Raw genomic sequence first — 20,312 nt, forward strand, 5'->3', positions numbered from 1 at the left:
TTATGTAGGGGTGATTAAAAATGTCAGATAAGCAAATTGCTCAAAAGCTAATAGAATTAGTTGGAGGGAAAGAAAACATAATCTCTGCACAAAACTGTATGACTCGTTGCAGATTGGAACTTAAAGATTACTCAAAAGTAAAGGTAGATGAACTAAAAAAAGCAGAATCTGTTTTAGGTGTAGTACAGGCAGAAGGTCAACTTCAAGTTATATATGGACCTGGTAAAGTAAATAAAGTAACTACAGAAGTAAAAGCTTTATTAGGAAATAGCATAGCTTTAGGTGATGAAGCTATAAAAGCGACAAAAGAAAGATTAAACGCTAAAAATGATACAAAGGTAAAAAATGCACTAAAAAAATTAGGTTCAATATTTATACCGTTAATACCACTATTTGTTTCTTGTGGTTTAGTCCTTGCAGTAAATAATATAGCTGGAGTATACTTTGGAGATGCATATAAGTTAACAACAGCAGCACAAATTATTGGTTTAATAGGAAATGGAGTATTTGCAATACTACCTGTATTAGTTGGGGTAAATGCAGCTAAAGAATTTGGTTCTCAAATGCCAATGATGGGTGGAGTTTTAGGTGGAATATTATCATCACAAGCACTTTCTGGTATTGTTTTATTTGGCAACGAATTAACACCTGGTAGAGGTGGTATAATATCAGTTATATTAGTTGTACTACTTGCTTGCTTTATTGAAAAATCACTTAGAAAAGTTGTACCAGATGTACTAGATTTGTTTGTAACACCGCTTTTAACATTAACTATATCAGCATTAGTAGCATTACTTATACTTCAACCAGTAGGTGGATTTATATCTGACTCAATAGGTGTAATAGTAGCACAAACTGTAGCATCTGATAACATGATAGTATCTGTAATATCAGGAACAATATCAGGGGCATTATTCTTACCATTAGTTATGACAGGTATGCACCAAGCATTAACACCAATACATGCAGATTTAATAGCTAATGTAGGATATACTGTATTACTTCCAATACTTGCAACAGCAGGTATGGCACAAGTTGGTGCAACAATAGCAGTATATAGAAAAACAAAGAATGAAAGATTAAAGAAAACAGCTAAAAATGGATTAGTACCAGGTTTCTTAGGTATAGGAGAACCTTTAATATATGGAGTAACATTACCTTTAGGAAAACCTTTCGTGGCAGCTTGTTTAGGAGCTGGTGTAGGTGGAGCTGTAATGGCATTTTTCAAAGTTGGAGCAGTAGCAATGGGTGTATCAGGATTGCCACTTGCATTGTTAATAGCTGATGGAAAGATGTTAGTATTCTTAGCAGGTGTGTTAGCATCTTATGCGGCAGGATATTTATTTACTGAATTAATAGGATTTGATGATCCAGTAGATTAAATTATAAAAACTATAGGCTATCTTAAATGATTTTGAGATAGCCTTTTTATGTACAGTTAACTTTATATATATATTAAAAACTAATAATGCTATGGAGGATAATAAAATGAGCTATGGATTTTCAGTATATTTTGGATTAGATAACACAAAGGAAGAAAATATAAATTTATTAAAAGACGCACACAAATTAGGATTTACAAGAATATTTACATCACTTCATATACCAGAAGCTAATTATGAGGTGTTAAAAGTAGAAGTAAGAGAGTTTTTTGCATTAGCTAAAGAGTATAATATGGATATAATAAGTGACATATCACCTAACACTTTTAAATTTTTAGACTTGGAAAATATGGATTTAAAAGGTTTGAAAAATATGGGTGTAAAAACAATAAGAATAGATTTTGGATACACTGAAGAAGAAATATCTATAATGAGTAAAAATGAACATGGAATAAAAATACAATTAAATGCATCTACAATTACAAAAGAATTTTTTGAAACGTTAGATGAGTTTTCGCCAAACTATGAAAATATAGATGCATTGCATAATTTTTATCCTAGAGTTGAAACTGGTATATCAGAAGAATGCATGGTAAGAAAAAATGAGATACTTAAAGAACGTGGTATCAAAGTGTGTGCTTTTGTACAATCAAATAATAGAAAAAGAAGCCCAATGAAAGATGGATTGCCTACATTAGAAGATCATAGAAATATAGATGTGAAAAAAGCTTCTAATCATTTATTTGCAATAGGAAATGATTGCGTATTTATAGGGGATTCTTTACCAAGTAAACAAGAATTAATAGATCTTTCATCTTTAGATAAAGACTGTGTAGAGCTTAGAATAAATTTAAAAACAGATGATGATATTTGTACAAAATTATTAGAAAATAAATATTCATCAAGAACCGATTCTGCACGAGATGCTATAAGGGCAAGTGAAAGTAGGCTACTTTTGGAAAATAATAAAATAAAAAGTTATAATACTGTAGATAAAAAATATGGGGATGTAACTATTGATAATGAAGGATATTTAAGATATATGGGGGAGCTTCAAATATTATTAACAAACCAACAAAAAGATGAAAGAACAAATGTAGTAGCATCTGTTTTACAAGAAGACTTTTATCTATTAAAATATATAGTTGAAGGCAAAAAGTTTTGCTTTAATAAGATTTAATCATATTTGATTATAGATTGTTTGGGAAGTGATAAAATGAATGTATTAGAATATATAAAACAAAATTATAGTGATTTTACAGATAGAGAAAAGCTTATAGCTGAATATTTTCTTTGTAATGATGAAAGCATAATAAATATGTCAGCAAAAGAAATAGGAGAATTAACTAGTACCTCTGCGGCTACTGTTGTAAGATTTTCAAAAAAACTAGGGTTTTCGAGCTTAAATGAAATGAAATTAGGATTAACTATAAGCTCTAATAAACAAGAAAAAAGTAGTAGTTTTAAATATTTAGATAAAGAACTGAAAACTAAAGACGTTATTTATGGAGTAAAAGATTCTATAGATAATGTTATGAATAAAACTGTAAAATTAGTTAATGAAAAAGACTTAGAAAAAGCAATTGAATTATTATTAAATGCTAAAAATATATACATTTATAGTGTAGGGGTATCAGGATTAGTAGGACTTGATTTCTACTATAAGTTAAGCAGAATAAACAAAAGATGTATAATACATTCTGACACTCATCTTCAAATAACATCATCGGTACTTATGGAAGAAGGGGATGTAGCTGTAGCTATATCTTATTCAGGAAGTACAAATGAAGTTATAAAATGTGTCGAGAATGCTAATAAAAACAATATACCTGTAATATCTATAACTAAAGCAAGTATTAATAATGAGCTAGAAAATTTATCAGATATAACTCTTAAAGTTCCTTTTGTTGAAAAATCATTAAGAGAAGGTGCTATGAGTTCAAGAATATCTCAATTAGCTATAATAGATATGCTATTTATAGGTATGGCAAAAAATAATCTTGAAGAAGTAGAGCAAAAACTTATATTAACGAGAAATGCAGTAAAAGATTTAAAAAAATAATTTAGATTATAAATTTAAATATATAATAGTGAGAATGATTTTTGAAAATTGTACTTATTATTTAATCTAATGAAAAACATATTGATATATCAATATGTTTTTTTATTATTTATATTATATAAGTCATTAACATTGGATAAACATTAAATATGATAAAATACAATGATTTAAAAATTTAGAAGTACTGATTTATAAGGAGAAGCAAAATGAGATTATTAGTTATAGAAGATAATATAGAATTAGCTAATTCAATGAAAAAAGGATTAGAAAATATGAATTTTAAAGTAGATGTTTCTAATACAGGTGAAGATGGTGAAGAAAAAGCAAGTGTCAATGAATATGATGTTATACTTTTAGATTTAAATCTTCCAGATATCGATGGAATTGAAGTTCTAAAGTGTTTACGAAAAAGATCAGTAAATATCCCAATAATTATAATAACAGCAAGAGACGATGTATCCGACTTAGCTATAGGATTAGATAATGGAGCAGATGATTATATAACTAAACCATTTCAATTATTAGAAGTTAGAGCTAGAATTCATGCAGTAATAAGACGATTTCATGGACGAACAAATCCAATTATAAATATTGGAAAATTAAAACTTAATCCTATAAATCGTACTGTATATATAGATGATAAAGAAGTAGTCCTTGCAATAAAGGAGTTTGATATATTAGAGTACATATGCTATAAACATCCAGCCGTTGTTTCTAGCGAGGAAATTGTAGAACATGTATATGATGAAAATTTTGATCCATTTTCATCAGTACTAAGGGTACATATATCAAGATTAAAAAATAAGCTAAGAAATGTACAGGGAGAAGAGATTTTAATTAATATTAGAGGGAAAGGATACTTTTTATGCGTAGAGTAAACTTTAAAAGTGGACTAATTATAATAATATATTCGTTAATATTATCGCTTGCATTAGGTATTGGACTATATATAATAAAAGGTTCTTTTAATAATGTAGAAAATAAAACAAATATAACAAATGCTAAAGCTATAATTGTTAACAATGCTGTGCCACAAAAATATGACTTTTTATATAAAGCTCTATATGAAGGCAACCACTTGGATATAAAAGAATCAAATACAACTAGTATAAGGTCCCAAGCGTTAGACTCAAAATTAGTTGTAGATGTAGATGAAATCGGAAAGGTTTATTTACAGACCGGATTTGAAGATATATTAAGTATAATATTAATATTTTTCTTTATTTTTATACTTGCATCTTTGATATTATGGTTAGTACTAAATAAAGTTCATGATAAAGAAATTGAAAATATAGTGAATAATTTAAATGATATTGATGATGATTTTGATCCATACTCAGTAAGCAAAACCTTTGGAATAGCTTATGAAAATATAAAAGGAAAATTCAAACAAAATTTAGAGGACTATAAAAAATTAAATTCTTATTTATCTCATGAACAAAAAAATGCTATTGCTATATTAAGAACTAATTTAGAAATAGATGGTAATAAAAAATATATTAAATTATTAGATAATATTGCTGATAGTATAGACGATATATTAACTTTAAGTGATTTAAAATCTGATGAAGAAATGGTTAAAGTAGATGTTTCCTTAATATGTGCAAGTATTTGCGATATGTATAAAAAAACATATAAAAATATTGAATTTGATTTTGATGAAGAGTCTAATACAACTATTTTAGCAAAAGAGAGATGGATATATCGTGCAGTAAGTAATTTAGTGGATAATGCAGTAAAGTATGGTGAAAACAAAAAAATAGTAGTGTCTGTGAGAAGTAAATATAACAGTGTAATTATTAAGGTAGAAGATAATGGAATGGGTATGGATAAAAATTTTATAGATTCTATATTTAATAATAAATATAGAATTAATGATTTAAAGAAAGATGGATATGGAATAGGGTTAAGCTTAGTATCACATGTGTGTGATTTATGTAATGGAATTGTAGTAGTAGATAGTGAAATAAATAAAGGGTCTTGTTTTTATTTATCTTTTTCAGAGTTTAAAGAATAATATTTACTTTTTATTTTATAGATGATGTTAACTTTGAGTTAACAGTAGATTTATTATAATTTGCTTATAGTAAAATCTAAAGAATAGGAGAATTTGTATGTATATTTTTAAAAACGCATTAAAAAACTTGTCAAGGAATAAAGGTCGAAATATACTATTAGGAATTATTATGACCGCAATACTTTCGTGCACCGCAATATCTATTATTATTAATACTACATCTAACGAGATAATAAAGGATTATAAAGATAGGTTTGGGGCTGAAGTTTTTATTCAACCCAATATGGAAAAGACACAAGAAAAAATAAATGAAGGTAAATTTGAAGAGGTAAATAAGGGAGTATCCAATGATATAAAAGAAAAAATCGCTAAGTCTAAGTATGTTAAAAAAACTATATTTAGCTTAACATTCAGTGGATACAGTGAAGATATAAAAGCAATAGACCAACCAGATGGCAGTGGTGATGTAGATATGAGCAATGTTATATCTATTGGTGGTCAATCAAATCTTAAAAAAAGCCCAAACTTAAATGTTTTGGGTGGACTTAATAATGAAGGAAATAAAGAGTTTGAAAATGGAACAAGAAAAATCACAGAAGGAAAAATGCCTAAAAAAAATAACGAAGCTATAGTAAGTGAAGAGTTTGCAAAACTAAATAATCTAAAAGTAGGGGATAAGATAAAAATTAAAAATCCTCAAGATCCAGAGAATTTTGATTCACTAGATTTATCTATATCAGGGATATATTATGACAGTGCAAAATCTAATAACTATGGAATTAAGCACCATATGTTAAATAGAAGTAATGAAATTATTACAACATACGATACTTTAAAATTGTATGACAAAAAATCTAGCCAAGATTTAGTTGCTATGGATGCTAAATATTATTTAAAAGATCCAGATTTAGCAGAAGATTTTAATAAGGAAGCACATAAAATGGGATTAAGTGAACTATTTGATTTATCTGTAGATGCAAGTAGTTATAACAGTATTGTCAAACCTGTAGAAGGGTTAAAAGGGGTTTCAAAAATATTTATGACTTTAGTATTAGGTTTTGGTGGTAGTGTATTAGTTTTAATATCTATATTGGCTATTCGTGAAAGAAAATATGAAATAGGTGTTTTAAGAGCTATGGGTATGAAGAAAGGTAAAGTTGCATTAGGATTAATTTTTGAGACGTTATCTATGATAGCCATCTCATTAAGTATAGGATTAACTATTGGTAGTATATCAGCACAACCTGTTTCAAATATGCTCCTACAAGGACAAATAGATGCTCAAAGACAAGCAGAATCAGTTAGTATGACTGTTGGTTTCGCTGGGGCAAGTACTACAGCACCAGCATTAGAAAAATTAGATGTATTTTTAAGTGTGGAATCTATTTTAAGCATTACATTAATAGCACTATTACTTGGTGTAGTATCTGCTGGTATAGGAATTTTATATATAAACAGATATGAACCAAGAAGAATACTAACAGAAAGGAATTAATAATATGAGCTTATTAAGTTTAAAAGATGTAAGTTATAGATATGAAGGAGCAAATAGAGATGTTTTTAATGATATAAATGTAAGTTTTGAAAAAGGGAAAGTATATGGAATAATAGGAAAATCAGGAGCCGGAAAAAGTACTTTACTATCTTTAATATCAGGCCTGGATACATGCAAAAGTGGAGAAGTTTTACATAATAACAAGAGTTTAAAAAATATAGATCGAGATTTTTATAGAGCAAAAGATATAGGGGTTATATTTCAAGGATATAATTTATTATTAAATGCTACTGCTAAAGAAAATATATTATTATCCATGAATATAAGTAATATTAATAAAAAGAATAAGGATGAATATGTGTATGATTTATTGCAAAATGTAGGCATTGACGCTGAAAAAGCAAATAGAAAAATTTTAAATTTATCAGGGGGGGAACAACAGAGAGTAGGTATAGCTAGAGCACTTGCCCATAATCCAGATATAATAATTGCAGATGAGCCAACAGGAAACCTAGATAATGAAACAGAAGAAAAAATAATGGAAATATTATTATCATTAGCTCATGATCATAATAAATGTGTTATTATTGTAACTCATTCAAAGAAAGTATGCACATACTTAGATGAAATCTGGGGATTAAAATCTGGTAAATTGTTATTTATAAAAGATCAAAATACAAAACTTGATGCTGATGAAGAAAGTTAAATAAACTAAGAGAACAAATGTGAGAGGTTAGAGTATCATGAAAAATAAGAAAAGGATATTGTTTTGTAACAATATCCTTTTCTTATTTTTATAAAATTACTTAAAGGAATATTGAAAAATATGTATACATATATATTGACTTGTATATACAAAGTATTATAAAATTATAGTGTAAATTGGAAAAAATTAGAATATAGGCAAAATTAGAGAAATCTAATGACGCAAAGCTATAGGGGCTAAGATTATAAATTATGCCAGCCAGTTGCCAAAGGGTAAATATACTTTTTGTATCACATTAAGCATATCTTATTTTGGTATGTTTATTTTGGTGTTTAAAAAAGATACTTCTTTTGAGTGGCGTTTTTTACTAAAAAATTAGGGAGTGATTGTATTTCCTAAGGGGCATAAAAATCATTTAGGAGGAAAGAAGTATGCATATTAAAAGATTAAAAAGGACAAAGAAATCAGTAGCAATTGCAATAATAGGAAGTATGTTAATAAGCACAGGTACACCTTTAGCAGGAGTATTAACAGTAAGTGCGAATGAAAATGAGATAAAAGTAGTAAAATCAAACACTCAAAAACGTAATGTAATGTATTATGGAGATTGGTCAATATGGGGAGGTCAAGGAAATTTCTATCCAAAAGATATCCCAGCTGAAGAGTTAACTCATTTAAACTTTGCATTTATGGATTTTGATGCACAAGGAAATTTAATATTTACAGATAAAGATGCAGCAGTAGGAGCACCAGTAGGGCAAGCAGGTGTACAATGGGGAGCTCCGAATGCAGGTATATTAAATGCATTACAAGAATTAAGAGCTAAAAATCCAAACTTAAAGCTAGGTATATCAGTAGGTGGATGGTCTAAATCAGGAGATTTCTCTCCAATGGCAGCTAATCCACAAGCTAGAGCAAATTTTATAAAGAATATAATAAAGTTTGTTGAATATACTAACATGGATTTTGTAGATTTAGATTGGGAATTCCCAGGTGAAGTTAGACAAGGCGATTTAGTGGATAATAAAAATGATGAAGGAACTCCACATTCTACTCCGCAAGATAAGGAAAACTATACAATATTACTTGAAGAATTAAGAGAAGCATTAGATGCTAAAGGAGTAGAAAATGGAAAAGATTATGAATTAACAGTAGCATTACCTGCTCCAAAGAAAAAGCAAGAAAAAATAGATATAGATAGATTATTTGAAATAGTTGACTTTGCAAATATAATGACTTATGACTTAAGAGGAGCATGGGACGATAAAAGTGGACATCAAACCGCTTTATATCCGAATCCTAACGATCCGATAAACAATGAATCAGAAGATAATTTATCAATAGATGAGTCTGTTGATTATTTAATAGAGCAAGGTGCAGAGCCTGAAAAGATAGTAATAGGTGCAGCATTTTATACAAGAGGATGGGATAAAGTAGCTAAAGGTGATGATGCAAAGTTACCAGGGTTACATCAACCAGCACAAAAAACAGGAAAAGATGCAGACCAAACTCCATCATATGGAGCACCAAATGAAGCACCATTAACAAATGGAGACAGTGGACGTGCTGCAGGATGTTGGACATATAGAGGTTTAGATAAGCTAAAAGCTCAATACCCAGGATTAAAAGAATATTGGGATGATACAGCTAAAGCCCCATACCTTTATGATGAGTCAACAGGTAAATTCTTTACATACGATAATGTAAAATCAGTAGAAGAAAAGGCTAAATATGTTAATGAAAATAACTTAGGAGGAATGATTGGGTGGATGTCATCTCAAGATAAGCCAACTAATGGATCAACTAAGAGAGATGAATTAACAAAAACTATGAAAAAAGGACTATTCGGAGATTCTGAGTTGTCAGATCACGAAATAGTTTACTCAGATTTGGATATAGCTGCTACAGTAAATACTTATGAACAAGAGTGGGGAGCAGATAGAAAAGGATACGAAATAACTATAAAGAACAACGAAAGAGCAGAAGAAAGTGATGCAGTACTTAAAGAAGTTGAAAAAGGTGCTGAAACTATAAAAGCTCCTAAATTATACATAAAGACAGATAAGCCTTTAAACAGAGGAGACCATATGTCAGGAACTGTAACATATGAAAATGGGTACACAGTTGTTGATCTAAAATCTGTATGGGAAGGCAAAAATATAGAGCAGGGACAAACTTATACATTCAAATTAAGTGGAGATGCTAAAATAGAAAGCATAGATATAGTTCAAAGAATGTCTGATAATAGTCCAGAGATAGCAAGACAAACAATATTTGGTGAAAAAGGTCCAGAAGTAAATCAAGTACCAGTACTAAAAGGTATATCTAATAAGACAATAAAAGTTGGAGATAGTTTTAATGAATTAGCAGGAGTAACTGCAACTGATAAGGAAGATGGAGATTTAACATCTAAGATAAAAGTATCAGGAAATGTAGATACAACAAAAGTAGGAAAGTATGAGTTAACATACAAAGTATCAGATAGCAAAGGATTAGAAACAGTAGCTAATAGAACTATAACGGTAGAGGAAGCAGTAGTAACACCACCACAAGAAGATTCTGATTTCGGTGTTGGTCAAGGTATACAGTGGCCATCTCAAGTAAATGCACCATTTGCTGATATGACTGCATGGAACAATGGAGACTTCTCAAACAATGGAGCATTAAATTTAAAGAAAATATCTCAAGATACAGGGGTTAAGTTCTTCAACTTAGGATTTATTCAATCAACGGGTGGAGTATCAAATGGTAAAGTAAATTGGGGATGGGGTGGACATGAAGTTCTAAGTGAAAGACATGCAGATAACACTCAATACCAAGGGATAAAGAAATCTATAAAAGATATAAGAGAAATTGGTGGAGATGTAACTATATCTTTAGGTGGATTAAACGGAGTTGCGCCATGGGAAGTAACTCAAGATGTTAATACATTATATAACACGTATAAAGAGATAGTACAAGGATACGGATTAACAAGAATTGATTTAGATATAGAAGGTGGAGCAACTAATAAGCAACACAATATAGCAAATGCAAAAGCTATAAAGAAAGTACAAGATGAAACTGGTGTAGATATAGTATTAACATTAGCAGTAATGCCAAGTGGATTAACATCAGTACAATTAGATGTATTAGAAGCGTATCTTTCTCAAGGGGTAGATGTTGAAGTTGTAAACATAATGACAATGTGCTACGGAGCATCTGTACCTGATTATGCAGTGGGTTCAGTACAGGCTGTAGACAACACAATGAAGCAAGTTAAAGAATACTTTAAGAAGTATGCAAATAGGGAATTAACAGATGAACAGGCTTACAGAAAAGTAGGAATGACTCCATCTGTAGGATTTGAAGGATCAGCTCATCCTATATTTGATACTGAGGACACTAAGATAATCGTAGATCATGCTATAGAAAAAGAAATAGGAATGGTTTCTATGTGGTCTATAAATAGGGATTCAAAGGCACAAGATAACCAAGGAATAAATAATGCTTATGAACATACTAATTTAATGAAACAATTTGGAAAAGAAACAACAACTCCAGATCCAGAAGAAAATAAAGCACCAGTATTTTCTGGAATAGCTAATAAAACTATAAAAGTTGGAGAAATATTCGATGCATTATCAGGAGTAACTGCAACTGATAAAGAAGATGGAAACTTAACTGATAAGATAAAAGTATCAGGAAAAGCAGATACAAGTAAAGCTGGAAAGTATGAGCTAACATATTCAGTAACAGATAGTAAAGGATTAACAACAACTGCAAAGAGAACTATAACTGTAGAATCAGTATCAGTAGAAGGTGATACTTATGATTCTACTAAAATATACTATGGCGGAGAATTGGTAACTTATAAAGGTCAAGAATATAAAGCTAAGTGGTGGACACAAGGAGAAGCTCCAGATAAATCACAAGCATGGGAAAAAATAGTAAAGCCAAATGAAGATGGAAGTATTAATTATGAACCAGGAATGATATTTACAGGTGGAGAAACTGTTAAGTATGAAGGAAAGTCATACAAAGCTAAATGGTGGACAAATACAGTACCAGGAAGCGATGATTCATGGCAATTAATAGGTTAAATTTTAGCAAAATTTAAAGATAACCCATAGCATGGGATTAAATAAAAAGCCTCTTTTGAAGTATACAATAAGTATATATTTAAGAGAGGTTTTTATATGTTTTTAAGTTTAGTTTAAGGTAGCGTAGTTTTACCAGACTTATAATGCTTATCTGAATTCATGTACTTTAGTAATAGTGGAATTCATGTATCAATAATGTACTTACTGTACTTAAAGATGATACTTTGATAAAATTTAAAATATATAGTAACTTGAAATGTAAATAAATTAGGAAGGTTGGAATTATAATGATAAAAGAAATTGTAAAAGATGTATTATTTTTAGAACAAAAATCAGAATTAGCGACAAAGGATGATATAGAAGTTGTTAATGATTTAATCGATACGCTAAAGGCAAATTTAGAACATTGTGTAGGGCTAGCAGCTAATATGATAGGAGTAAAAAAACGTATATTAGTATTTAGTATAGGTAATATGATAATTCCTATGATAAATCCAGTTATACTAAAAAAAGAGAAAGCTTACGAGGCTGAAGAGTATTGCTTATCTTTAATTGGTTCTAGAAAAACAACAAGATATGAAACAATAGAAGTAGAATATTTAGATAAGAATTTTAATAAGCATAAACAAATATTTACAGGATTTACTGCACAGATTATACAGCATGAAGTAGATCATTTTGAAGGCATAATAATCTAATAAAAGTTTATCTAATGGGGATGAGGAATTAGTGATAAGAATAGCAATTTGTGAAGATGAAAAAGAGCAACAAGAATTATTAAAAAATTATATTGAGGGTTATAGAAAGAGATAGTTATGTAACTATCTCTTATTTTTATGTTAAATACAGTAAAGCATTACTTTTTATGGAACAGATACGTAAAATAATACAAAATGTGACTTAAAAATAAAAAATAATTACGTATTCTTTCTAAATCTTAAGAAATTCTTAACAATATATTAAGAATTTACTGTTACGATATATTGGTGATAAAAAATAAGTTAATAACACTATAAAGTTTTTATAGCAACTAGCTAAAATACAATTGTTTATGTTTAAGATATTAACGTAAATTTATTATAAATATTTATAGGAGATTAAATATGAAAAAATCAATTTATTTAATTATGCCATTAGTAGTAGGTGGTATATTTTTATTTGGACTAAATAAATTCCTTGATTCTTCAATTGACCAAATGCTTAAAGAAAAAGATTTAAAGCCAATAATGAATGATGCTTTAAGTGACGTAAAAGATAAGGGAATTATTGCTAACAATCATTTTTTAAAAAATAAAGATATTATGATGTTAGGATCATCAGAGTTTAGTCATCAAACAAAGCAACATCCAGCTTACTATTTTAATACTAATAGAAGCAAAAATGAAGCTATCACAATAGGTAGAGCATTTTCTCAAAACTTGCAAGATGCTACTATTTTAGGAAGTTTTGACCCAAGCATAAAAGATAAGAAGGTTACTTTATTTGTTTCAATGCAGTGGTTTATGGATAGATGGGGAGTTACACCTCATCATTATCAAACTAGATTTTCACCAACTCAATTTTATGCCTTTTTAAATAATCCAAATATTTCAAGTGAAAATAAAATTAAATTTGCTGATAGATCAAGTGAATTATTAGCTGACTCAGAAGATTACAAATCAGAAGCTGTATATGCTAAATTATATAATTCAGATACATTTTTAGCTAAGAGTGAAAAAGTGCTACTTAAGCCTTATTTTGAATTTAGAAAATATATAGTAGGTCTTAAAGAAAAAGGTACATTATTTAAAAAACTAGTGCGCTTAGATGCTAAAAAAGCTCCAGTTAAGGGGGAACCTATCGATTGGAGAAAAGAAGAAGAAGAAGCTATAAAGGAAGCTAAAAAGAGAGTTGGTAACAACGAGTTGTGTATAGATAAGGGATATTACAAATACAACTTTGGAGATAACCTACACAAATTAGAAGGTAGGGACAAGAATGTAAACCTTCTAGAAGGAAGAGAGTTTGAGGATTACCAGTTAACTTTAGATGTATGTAATGATTTAGGAATAAAACCTGTAATTGTATTAATACCAGGTATGGATAAGTTCTATAATATGACAGGGATTTCAACAGAAGAACGACATGAATTCTATGATAAAGCAGGCAACCTTGCCAAAGATCATGGTTTTGAAGTTATAGACCTTAGAGAAAAAGAAACTGAAAAATATTACTTAAGAGATGTAATGCATCTTGGAACGAAAGGTTGGGTAGATGTTTGTGAGAAGTTATTTAAAGAATTTAACCAGCAATAAGTATTTAATGATGAGTATATGTATTACTATAATAATAATTATGGCTATATTAGTATTTACATTTACATCATTCAAAGAATTGCCATTTATATATAATGAGTTTTAATAAGGAGAAATAGATATGAAAATCATTGAAGGTATAAAAAAATATTCAAATACAGATAGAATAGCATTAAAATGCAATGACGAATCTCTTTCGTATAAAGATTTAGACAAGTATTCAGAAGCAATAGCACTATACTTAAAAGATATATATGGAGATGAAAATACTCCTATAGTTATATATGGTAATAAAGAAAATATGATAATGGCATGTATGATAGGAGCTTTAAAATCTGGTAGAGCTTATGCTCCATTAGATATAAGTTTTCCAATAGATAGAGTGTTTGAAGTTACTAAAGAAATTAAACCAAAAGTATTCTTCAACTTTAGCGAAGAGACTGAATTTGGAGATTTAAATGTTGTAAATGAAGATAAGCTTAAAGAAATAATAAAAGAGTATGAAGGTAAGACAATATCTAAGGAAAACTGGGTAAAAGAAGATGAAAATGCATATATTTTATTTACATCAGGAAGTACAGGAAAGCCAAAAGGTGTACAAATAAGTTCAAACAACTTAGATAGTTTTGTTGATTGGATGAGTCCATATTTAAAAATTGATGGAAGTGAGAAAGTAGTTATGAATCAAGCTGCATACTCATTTGACCTTTCAGTTACATCAATATATCCAGGGCTAGTACATGGAGCTACGTTATTTTCGCTATCAAAGAAAGTATTAGCGGATTATAAAGAATTATTTAATCAATTTGGAAAATCAGATATGGCAGTTTGGGTTTCAACTCCATCATTTGCGGGAGTTTGTGTAACAGAAAATAGCTTTAATCAAGAAATGTTACCAAAACTTGAATCTATGATATTTATAGGTGAAACTTTACCAAAGAGTTTATCTAAAACTTTATTAGAAAGATTCCCAAATACAAGAGTTGTAAATGGATATGGACCAACAGAGGCTACAGTTGGAGTTAGTGTAAATGATATATCACAAGAAATGATAGATGATGAAAAAAGTCTTCCAGTTGGATATCCTATGGAGAACTGTAAAATAAAGATATTAGATGAAAATGGAAAAGAACTTTCAGAAGGTGAAAAAGGTGAAATTATAATAATAGGACCTTCAGTATCTAAAGGTTATTTCAATAATAAAGAAAAAACTGATGAAGTATTCTTCTATGATGAGATAGATGGAGTTAAACATAGAGCTTATAGAACAGGAGATAGTGGATATATATTAGATGGAAATATATATTACTGCGGAAGAAGAGATTTCCAAATAAAATTAAATGGATTTAGAATAGAGATAGAAGATATAGAAAGTAACTTAAGAAAAGTTGAAAATGTAAAAAATGCAGTAGTTATACCTGTTTATAAAAATGAAAAAATTGCTTACTTAAAAGGAATTGTAGAGTTAAAAGAAAGTAGTTCATTAAGTGATATAAAAATTGGAATTGCGATAAAAAAAGAGTTAGGTAAATATATACCTTCATATATGATACCTAGAACTATAAAAACTATAGAGAAGTTCCCTACTAATACTAACGGGAAAATAGATAGAAAGAAACTTATGGAGGAAAATTAATGACTTTTTCACAATATGGAGATTATTTTTACCTTTATATATTACTATTAACTATGATTCCAGCTATAATCTTAGGGTTAAGAGAAAAGAGTATAAAATATTATGGAATGATAGCAACAATATTCATGATATTTTTAATAGTTGGTGTAAATGTTAGTCTTAAGTTCTTAATAGCATTTACAGTAATGGAAGTTGCAGTGATAAAAGGGTATGAATATGTAAGAAAAAAAACAGATAGTAAACTTATATATAGACTATTTTTACTAGCTTCAATGTCTCCTATTATAATTAATAAAATTTCGCCACTTACTTCATTTGGAGCTATAGGGTTTATAGGAATTTCATACTTAAACTTTAGAGCTATACAAATGGTAATTGAAATTTATGATGGAGCAATAAAGGAAGTAAAAATTTCAACAATGCTTTACTTTATATTATTCTTCCCAACTTTAAGCTCTGGTCCTATTGATAGATCAAGAAGATTTGAAAAAGAACTAGATAAGAAAATACCTAGAGATGAATATATAAATGATTATTTAATTCCAGGTTTTAAAAAGATATTTATGGGGATTGGATATAAATTTGTAATAGCATTTATGATAAATATATTCTTAATGTCAAGAATACCTTCAAAACCAAGCTTTACGAGTGTAATTTGTTACATGTATACTTATAGCTTATACTTATTCTTTGACTTTGGAGGATACAGTTTATTTGCAGTAGGAACTAGTTATATATTTGGTATACAAGCACCAGATAACTTTAACAAACCATTTTTAAGTAAAGACATGAAAGAATTCTGGACAAGATGGCATATAAGTCTTTCTAGATGGTTTGGAGATTATATTTTCTCAAGATTTGTAATAGCATCTATGAGAAAGAAAAGATTCAAAAAAAGAGCTACAGCATCTCATGTTGCCCAAATGATAACAATGTTAGTAATGGGTGCATGGCATGGATTAACGTGGTATTATATAGCTTATGGTGTATATCAAGGGGGCGTACTTGTACTTACTGATATATATCAAAAGAAATCAAAGTTTTATAAAAAACATAAAAAAGAGAAGTGGTTTGAGATTGTGCAAATTGTAGTAACATTCCATATAGCATGTTTTGGATTGTTAATTTTCTCAGGACACTACGCTTAAATTTAAGGAGGAGTTAAAATGCAAGAAGCAGTTATATCAATTTTTGAAGATGTTTTAGATTGTGATGAAATAAAAGAGGATTTAAGCTTAGATTTATTTGAAGCAGAGCTTTTAGATTCATTAGCTATAATAGAGGTTTTACTTGAAATAGAAGATAGATTAGGGATAGTACTTCAACCTACAGATTTAGAAAGAAGCGACATGGCTACAGTAAATAATTTAGTTAAGTTTTTACAAACTAGAAAATAATAAATATTTTAATTATAGATATAATTTTTAAATTAACTATAATATTTAAATAAAAAATAGGTATTAGCAATTTGCTAATACCTATTTTTTATATGGTTTTTGTATACACCAAGTTCCGATTTTAGCGTATAAAGTTTATGAAAAGTGTTATAATAGTTGAGTTAAAGAAGTCAATAAACAAACAACCAACTATTGGAACTACGAAGTAAGGCGTAGGAGCGAATCCGTATCTATTTGTAAGCTCATCCATATTGGCGATAGCATTCGGAGTAGCACCCATTGCAAAACCGCAAGTAGCAGATGCAAATACAGCAGCTTCATAGTTTCGACCAAGCACTCTAAATGTTATAAAGTAAGTGAATAAACCTACTAGAGCAACTTGAGCAAATAACATAATTACAAGTGGTAATGCTAAATCAAATAATTCCCAAAGTTTAAGTCCCATTAATGCCATAGTTAAAAAGAAAGATAAACTTAATCCACCTAAAGTTTCAATTTCTTTTTCTAAAATTTTCTTATTCATAAGATCGTAAATGTTTCTTATAATAGCTGCTGTTAACATTGCACCTATATATGAAGGGAATGTTAATCCTAGTTTTTGTATAAAATCAGATATAATAGAACCAAGTCCCATAGCTACGAATAAAAGCCCAGCTGCAGTCATTAATGTTTTATGACATAATATATTGTGGCTTTCTTCATTATAATCTCCAACCTCATCTATAGGAGTACTTGAGTTTTCATCATGTACAGTTTTTAATTTATGATTATTTATTAATGATCTTGCTACTAATCCACCAATTAAACTTCCCATAATTAATCCAAATGTTGCTGATGCAAATGAAACTGTAGTAGCACCAGTAATACCCATATTTTCAATCATTGGTCCAAATGAACCTGCCGTTCCATGACCTCCAACCATAGGTATTGAGCCAGTACAAAGCCCAAGTAAAGGATCTAAGTTAAATACTGATGCAAGACTTACACCAACTATATTTTGAAGTACGACTAAAAGTATAGCTAGTCCAAGGAATGTTACTACTTTAATACCACCTTGCTTTAATAATTTAAAACTAGCAGTAAATCCTATACTAGTAAAAAATGCTGTCATGAATAATTCTTGTAATGATGTATCTAAATTTATTGTGGCTATGTTATTTAATTTAAGTACAAGTACTATCATTGCAAATATAAATCCACCTACAACTGATGGTGGGATACAATACTTTGATAATACAGAAAATTTATTTCTTATATATTTACCTATATAAAATATGACTGAAACTAATGCCATAGTTTCATATATGTTTAAATTTAATTCCATAATGTTTAATCTCCTTTCTTTGTCGATTTGTCGATTTATAGTTCAATAATATATATAATAACTTAAAAATTTGTTTTAGTAAAGGCGATAATGATGAAAATTAACGGAAATGAATCATAAAATGTTAATTGTCTGAAAATTAAAGAAAACTTTGAGACGGGATAAATACACATATGAGCTGATTTAACTAGTGAAAATAATTGAGTGAAAATTTTTTTAAAAAAAAATAAAAAAATATATGCAAAATTATTATTTTTTTATGCAAGTGAAGATATATGATTAATAACTATAATTAGGAAAAGGTAACCATAAAAATAATAATAAATATAAAAAAAGTATCACTTTTAAGGGATACTTTTTTATTTAAGAATGATAGCAATAATATAGGTATTAAAAATATTAGTGTATCAATTATATAAAGTTATTTTAAACCTAAATCTGATAGCATTTCAGATATTCCATATATATCATCATATTTAGAATAATATTCTTTGAACACATCCTCTATAGAGGAATCTCTATGAACATCAAATTCAATTCCTTTAAATTCTCCTTTAATTAATGTTACATTAGTACTATCTAAATAATTTTTCAATTTTAATATATAATCTTTTATTTCTTCATCAGGGCAAACTTTTAATTCATCAATATTTTGAGCTACTAAATATGCAGACTCATTTATTTCTTCTAAAGAGATATTTTCATTTAGTCTTGCTTTTAGATTTTCTAGCGTTTCTTCATTAAAATCTAAATCATCTATGTTATTACAGTCTAAAATCTCTTGCACTTTATCTAAAATCATGGCATCATTCCATGCATATTTGCTAGAATTGTTATTAGTAAAATTTTTATCCATTTTATAAATCTCCTAAGTTTTATTTAATGTTATTATATCAAAATTACAAAGAATTATCATTAGAGTCAAACTATAGTTAAAAAAATGATAAAATTAAATAAAAATAGATATTTAAAGAAAGGATGGAAATGGTTAATAAGATAAATATGAAAGATTTATTTACAGTAGGAGAGATAGCTACTTTATTTAATATAAATAAAAAGACACTAAGATATTATGACGAAATAGATTTATTTAAACCTAGTTATATAGATCCTAAAAACAATTATAGATATTATACGTCAAGCCAATTTGAAAAATTAAATACTATAATATATTTAAAGAATATTAGAATTCCATTAGATACTATCAAATGTCATTTAGAAAATAAAAGTATAAATAGCACTATTAACTTATTTGAAATCCAAGAAGATATAATTGAAAAAAAGATAGAAGAATTAAAACTTATACAGAATAAAGTGAAAAATAGAATTAACAAAATAAAGGATTCGATAGACTATGATAAACTAGATAAAATTATGGAATTATATTTTGATGAAAGAACAATAGTTATTTTAAAAGAAAAAGTAAATACAAATAAAGACTTAGAACTATCCATTAGAAAACTAGAAAATAAGGCAAATGAAAAATCATCTATATTTTTAGGAGAAGTGGGAGTCTCAATATCAAAAGAAAATTTAAAAAATAAATTATTTAAAGAATATGATTCAACATTTATATTTGTAGAGAATAAAAATTATAATAAAGAAATATTAAGAATATTGCCTAAAGGTAAATATGTATGTATAAGATTTAATGGTTTACATGAAAGCGCTGATATATACTATAAAAAACTTTTAAATTATATTAATGAAAATAACTATGAAGTTTTAGCAGATTCAGTAGAAATAACTTTAATTGATACTGGATTAACTACAGATACCTCAGAATTTATAACGGAAATACAAATATTGGTTAAATGATATTGACATTCCAGTAGCTAGAATGTTTATTATTTATAATAAATAAAGTAGCAAATGTACTTAATATATTTTATTAAAAATATGTTATAAAATTTTGGA

16 protein-coding genes and 1 riboswitch are annotated in these 20,312 nt (G+C 28.2%); of the genes, 14 read left to right on the forward strand and 2 right to left on the reverse strand.

Features of this window, described 5'->3' with window-relative positions:
- Positions 1-20 precede the first annotated feature (20 nt).
- From BLP75_RS13910 to BLP75_RS13970, 13 genes are all read left to right on the forward strand, one after another.
- The gene (locus BLP75_RS13910; RefSeq protein ID WP_092727146.1) at positions 21-1,382 is read left to right on the forward strand and encodes a PTS transporter subunit EIIC; all 1,362 of its coding nucleotides are present in this window, start codon (positions 21-23) and stop codon (positions 1,380-1,382) included.
- 106 nt (positions 1,383-1,488) lie between these two features.
- A complete protein-coding gene (locus tag BLP75_RS13915) occupies positions 1,489-2,562 on the forward strand; it encodes a DUF871 domain-containing protein (RefSeq protein WP_092727147.1) in 1,074 nt (357 codons plus the stop codon).
- A gap of 36 nt (positions 2,563-2,598) precedes the next feature.
- Entirely contained in the window at positions 2,599-3,444 is an 846-nt protein-coding gene (locus BLP75_RS13920; protein WP_092727148.1) for a MurR/RpiR family transcriptional regulator, read from the forward strand.
- A gap of 206 nt (positions 3,445-3,650) precedes the next feature.
- Complete coding sequence (locus BLP75_RS13925) at positions 3,651-4,322, forward strand: response regulator transcription factor (RefSeq protein ID WP_092727149.1); 672 nt, start codon at positions 3,651-3,653, stop codon at positions 4,320-4,322.
- The gene (locus BLP75_RS13930; RefSeq protein ID WP_092727150.1) at positions 4,310-5,461 is read left to right on the forward strand and encodes a sensor histidine kinase; all 1,152 of its coding nucleotides are present in this window, start codon (positions 4,310-4,312) and stop codon (positions 5,459-5,461) included. The genes BLP75_RS13925 and BLP75_RS13930 overlap by 13 nt, the downstream gene beginning before the upstream one ends.
- Before the next feature lie 97 nt (positions 5,462-5,558).
- Positions 5,559-6,956 carry an ABC transporter permease gene (locus BLP75_RS13935; protein WP_092727151.1) on the forward strand — a complete coding sequence of 466 codons (1,398 nt, stop codon included), beginning with the start codon at positions 5,559-5,561 and terminating at the stop codon, positions 6,954-6,956.
- A 4-nt stretch (positions 6,957-6,960) separates the two neighbouring features.
- Positions 6,961-7,662 (forward strand): ABC transporter ATP-binding protein, encoded by a 702-nt coding sequence (locus tag BLP75_RS13940; protein ID WP_092727152.1) that lies wholly within the window; start codon positions 6,961-6,963, stop codon positions 7,660-7,662.
- 186 nt (positions 7,663-7,848) lie between these two features.
- Positions 7,849-7,932, forward strand: a riboswitch (cyclic di-GMP riboswitch).
- Between the two features lie 161 nt (positions 7,933-8,093).
- Positions 8,094-11,744, forward strand: a complete 3,651-nt coding sequence (locus BLP75_RS13945; RefSeq protein WP_092727153.1) for a glycosyl hydrolase family 18 protein — start codon at positions 8,094-8,096, stop codon at positions 11,742-11,744.
- 287 nt (positions 11,745-12,031) lie between these two features.
- Positions 12,032-12,442, forward strand: coding sequence for a peptide deformylase (locus tag BLP75_RS13950; RefSeq protein ID WP_092727154.1), 411 nt, complete (start codon positions 12,032-12,034; stop codon positions 12,440-12,442).
- 405 nt (positions 12,443-12,847) lie between these two features.
- Entirely contained in the window at positions 12,848-14,038 is a 1,191-nt protein-coding gene (gene dltD, locus BLP75_RS13955; protein ID WP_092727155.1) for a D-alanyl-lipoteichoic acid biosynthesis protein DltD, read from the forward strand.
- A gap of 121 nt (positions 14,039-14,159) precedes the next feature.
- Entirely contained in the window at positions 14,160-15,674 is a 1,515-nt protein-coding gene (gene dltA / locus BLP75_RS13960; RefSeq protein ID WP_092727156.1) for a D-alanine--poly(phosphoribitol) ligase subunit DltA, read from the forward strand.
- Entirely contained in the window at positions 15,674-16,822 is a 1,149-nt protein-coding gene (gene dltB / locus BLP75_RS13965; protein ID WP_092727157.1) for a D-alanyl-lipoteichoic acid biosynthesis protein DltB, read from the forward strand. Before dltA ends, dltB begins: the two co-directional genes overlap by 1 nt.
- 18 nt (positions 16,823-16,840) lie before the next feature.
- Entirely contained in the window at positions 16,841-17,071 is a 231-nt protein-coding gene (locus tag BLP75_RS13970; protein WP_092727158.1) for a phosphopantetheine-binding protein, read from the forward strand.
- A gap of 121 nt (positions 17,072-17,192) precedes the next feature.
- On the opposite strand, the gene gltS is transcribed toward BLP75_RS13970, so the two are convergent.
- Both gltS and BLP75_RS13980 read right to left on the reverse strand, forming a co-directional pair.
- Positions 17,193-18,395, reverse strand: a complete 1,203-nt coding sequence (gltS, locus tag BLP75_RS13975; RefSeq protein ID WP_092727159.1) for a sodium/glutamate symporter — start codon at positions 18,393-18,395, stop codon at positions 17,193-17,195.
- Between the two features lie 421 nt (positions 18,396-18,816).
- The gene (locus tag BLP75_RS13980) at positions 18,817-19,251 is read right to left on the reverse strand and encodes a hypothetical protein (protein WP_092727160.1); all 435 of its coding nucleotides are present in this window, start codon (positions 19,249-19,251) and stop codon (positions 18,817-18,819) included.
- 128 nt (positions 19,252-19,379) lie between these two features.
- On the opposite strand from BLP75_RS13980, the gene BLP75_RS13985 reads away from it, so the two are divergent.
- Entirely contained in the window at positions 19,380-20,213 is an 834-nt protein-coding gene (locus BLP75_RS13985) for a MerR family transcriptional regulator (protein WP_242872443.1), read from the forward strand.
- The last annotated feature ends 99 nt before the right edge of the window (positions 20,214-20,312 follow it).

Origin of the sequence: Romboutsia lituseburensis DSM 797, assembly GCF_900103615.1 — a bacterium.
Taxonomy (GTDB): domain Bacteria; phylum Bacillota; class Clostridia; order Peptostreptococcales; family Peptostreptococcaceae; genus Romboutsia_F; species Romboutsia_F lituseburensis.

What these genes read in the sequence shown, in the direction of transcription:
- BLP75_RS13910 (WP_092727146.1), top strand. Translation starts at nt 21, where the DNA reads ATGTCAGATAAGCAAATTGCTCAAAAGCTAATAGAATTAGTTGGAGGG.
- BLP75_RS13915 (WP_092727147.1), top strand. Translation starts at nt 1,489, where the DNA reads ATGAGCTATGGATTTTCAGTATATTTTGGATTAGATAACACAAAGGAA.
- BLP75_RS13920 (WP_092727148.1), top strand. Translation starts at nt 2,599, where the DNA reads ATGAATGTATTAGAATATATAAAACAAAATTATAGTGATTTTACAGAT.
- BLP75_RS13925 (WP_092727149.1), top strand. Translation starts at nt 3,651, where the DNA reads ATGAGATTATTAGTTATAGAAGATAATATAGAATTAGCTAATTCAATG.
- BLP75_RS13930 (WP_092727150.1), top strand. Translation starts at nt 4,310, where the DNA reads ATGCGTAGAGTAAACTTTAAAAGTGGACTAATTATAATAATATATTCG.
- BLP75_RS13935 (WP_092727151.1), top strand. Translation starts at nt 5,559, where the DNA reads ATGTATATTTTTAAAAACGCATTAAAAAACTTGTCAAGGAATAAAGGT.
- BLP75_RS13940 (WP_092727152.1), top strand. Translation starts at nt 6,961, where the DNA reads ATGAGCTTATTAAGTTTAAAAGATGTAAGTTATAGATATGAAGGAGCA.
- BLP75_RS13945 (WP_092727153.1), top strand. Translation starts at nt 8,094, where the DNA reads ATGCATATTAAAAGATTAAAAAGGACAAAGAAATCAGTAGCAATTGCA.
- BLP75_RS13950 (WP_092727154.1), top strand. Translation starts at nt 12,032, where the DNA reads ATGATAAAAGAAATTGTAAAAGATGTATTATTTTTAGAACAAAAATCA.
- dltD (WP_092727155.1), top strand. Translation starts at nt 12,848, where the DNA reads ATGAAAAAATCAATTTATTTAATTATGCCATTAGTAGTAGGTGGTATA.
- dltA (WP_092727156.1), top strand. Translation starts at nt 14,160, where the DNA reads ATGAAAATCATTGAAGGTATAAAAAAATATTCAAATACAGATAGAATA.
- dltB (WP_092727157.1), top strand. Translation starts at nt 15,674, where the DNA reads ATGACTTTTTCACAATATGGAGATTATTTTTACCTTTATATATTACTA.
- BLP75_RS13970 (WP_092727158.1), top strand. Translation starts at nt 16,841, where the DNA reads ATGCAAGAAGCAGTTATATCAATTTTTGAAGATGTTTTAGATTGTGAT.
- gltS (WP_092727159.1), bottom strand. Translation starts at nt 18,395, where the DNA reads ATGGAATTAAATTTAAACATATATGAAACTATGGCATTAGTTTCAGTC.
- BLP75_RS13980 (WP_092727160.1), bottom strand. Translation starts at nt 19,251, where the DNA reads ATGGATAAAAATTTTACTAATAACAATTCTAGCAAATATGCATGGAAT.
- BLP75_RS13985 (WP_242872443.1), top strand. Translation starts at nt 19,380, where the DNA reads ATGGTTAATAAGATAAATATGAAAGATTTATTTACAGTAGGAGAGATA.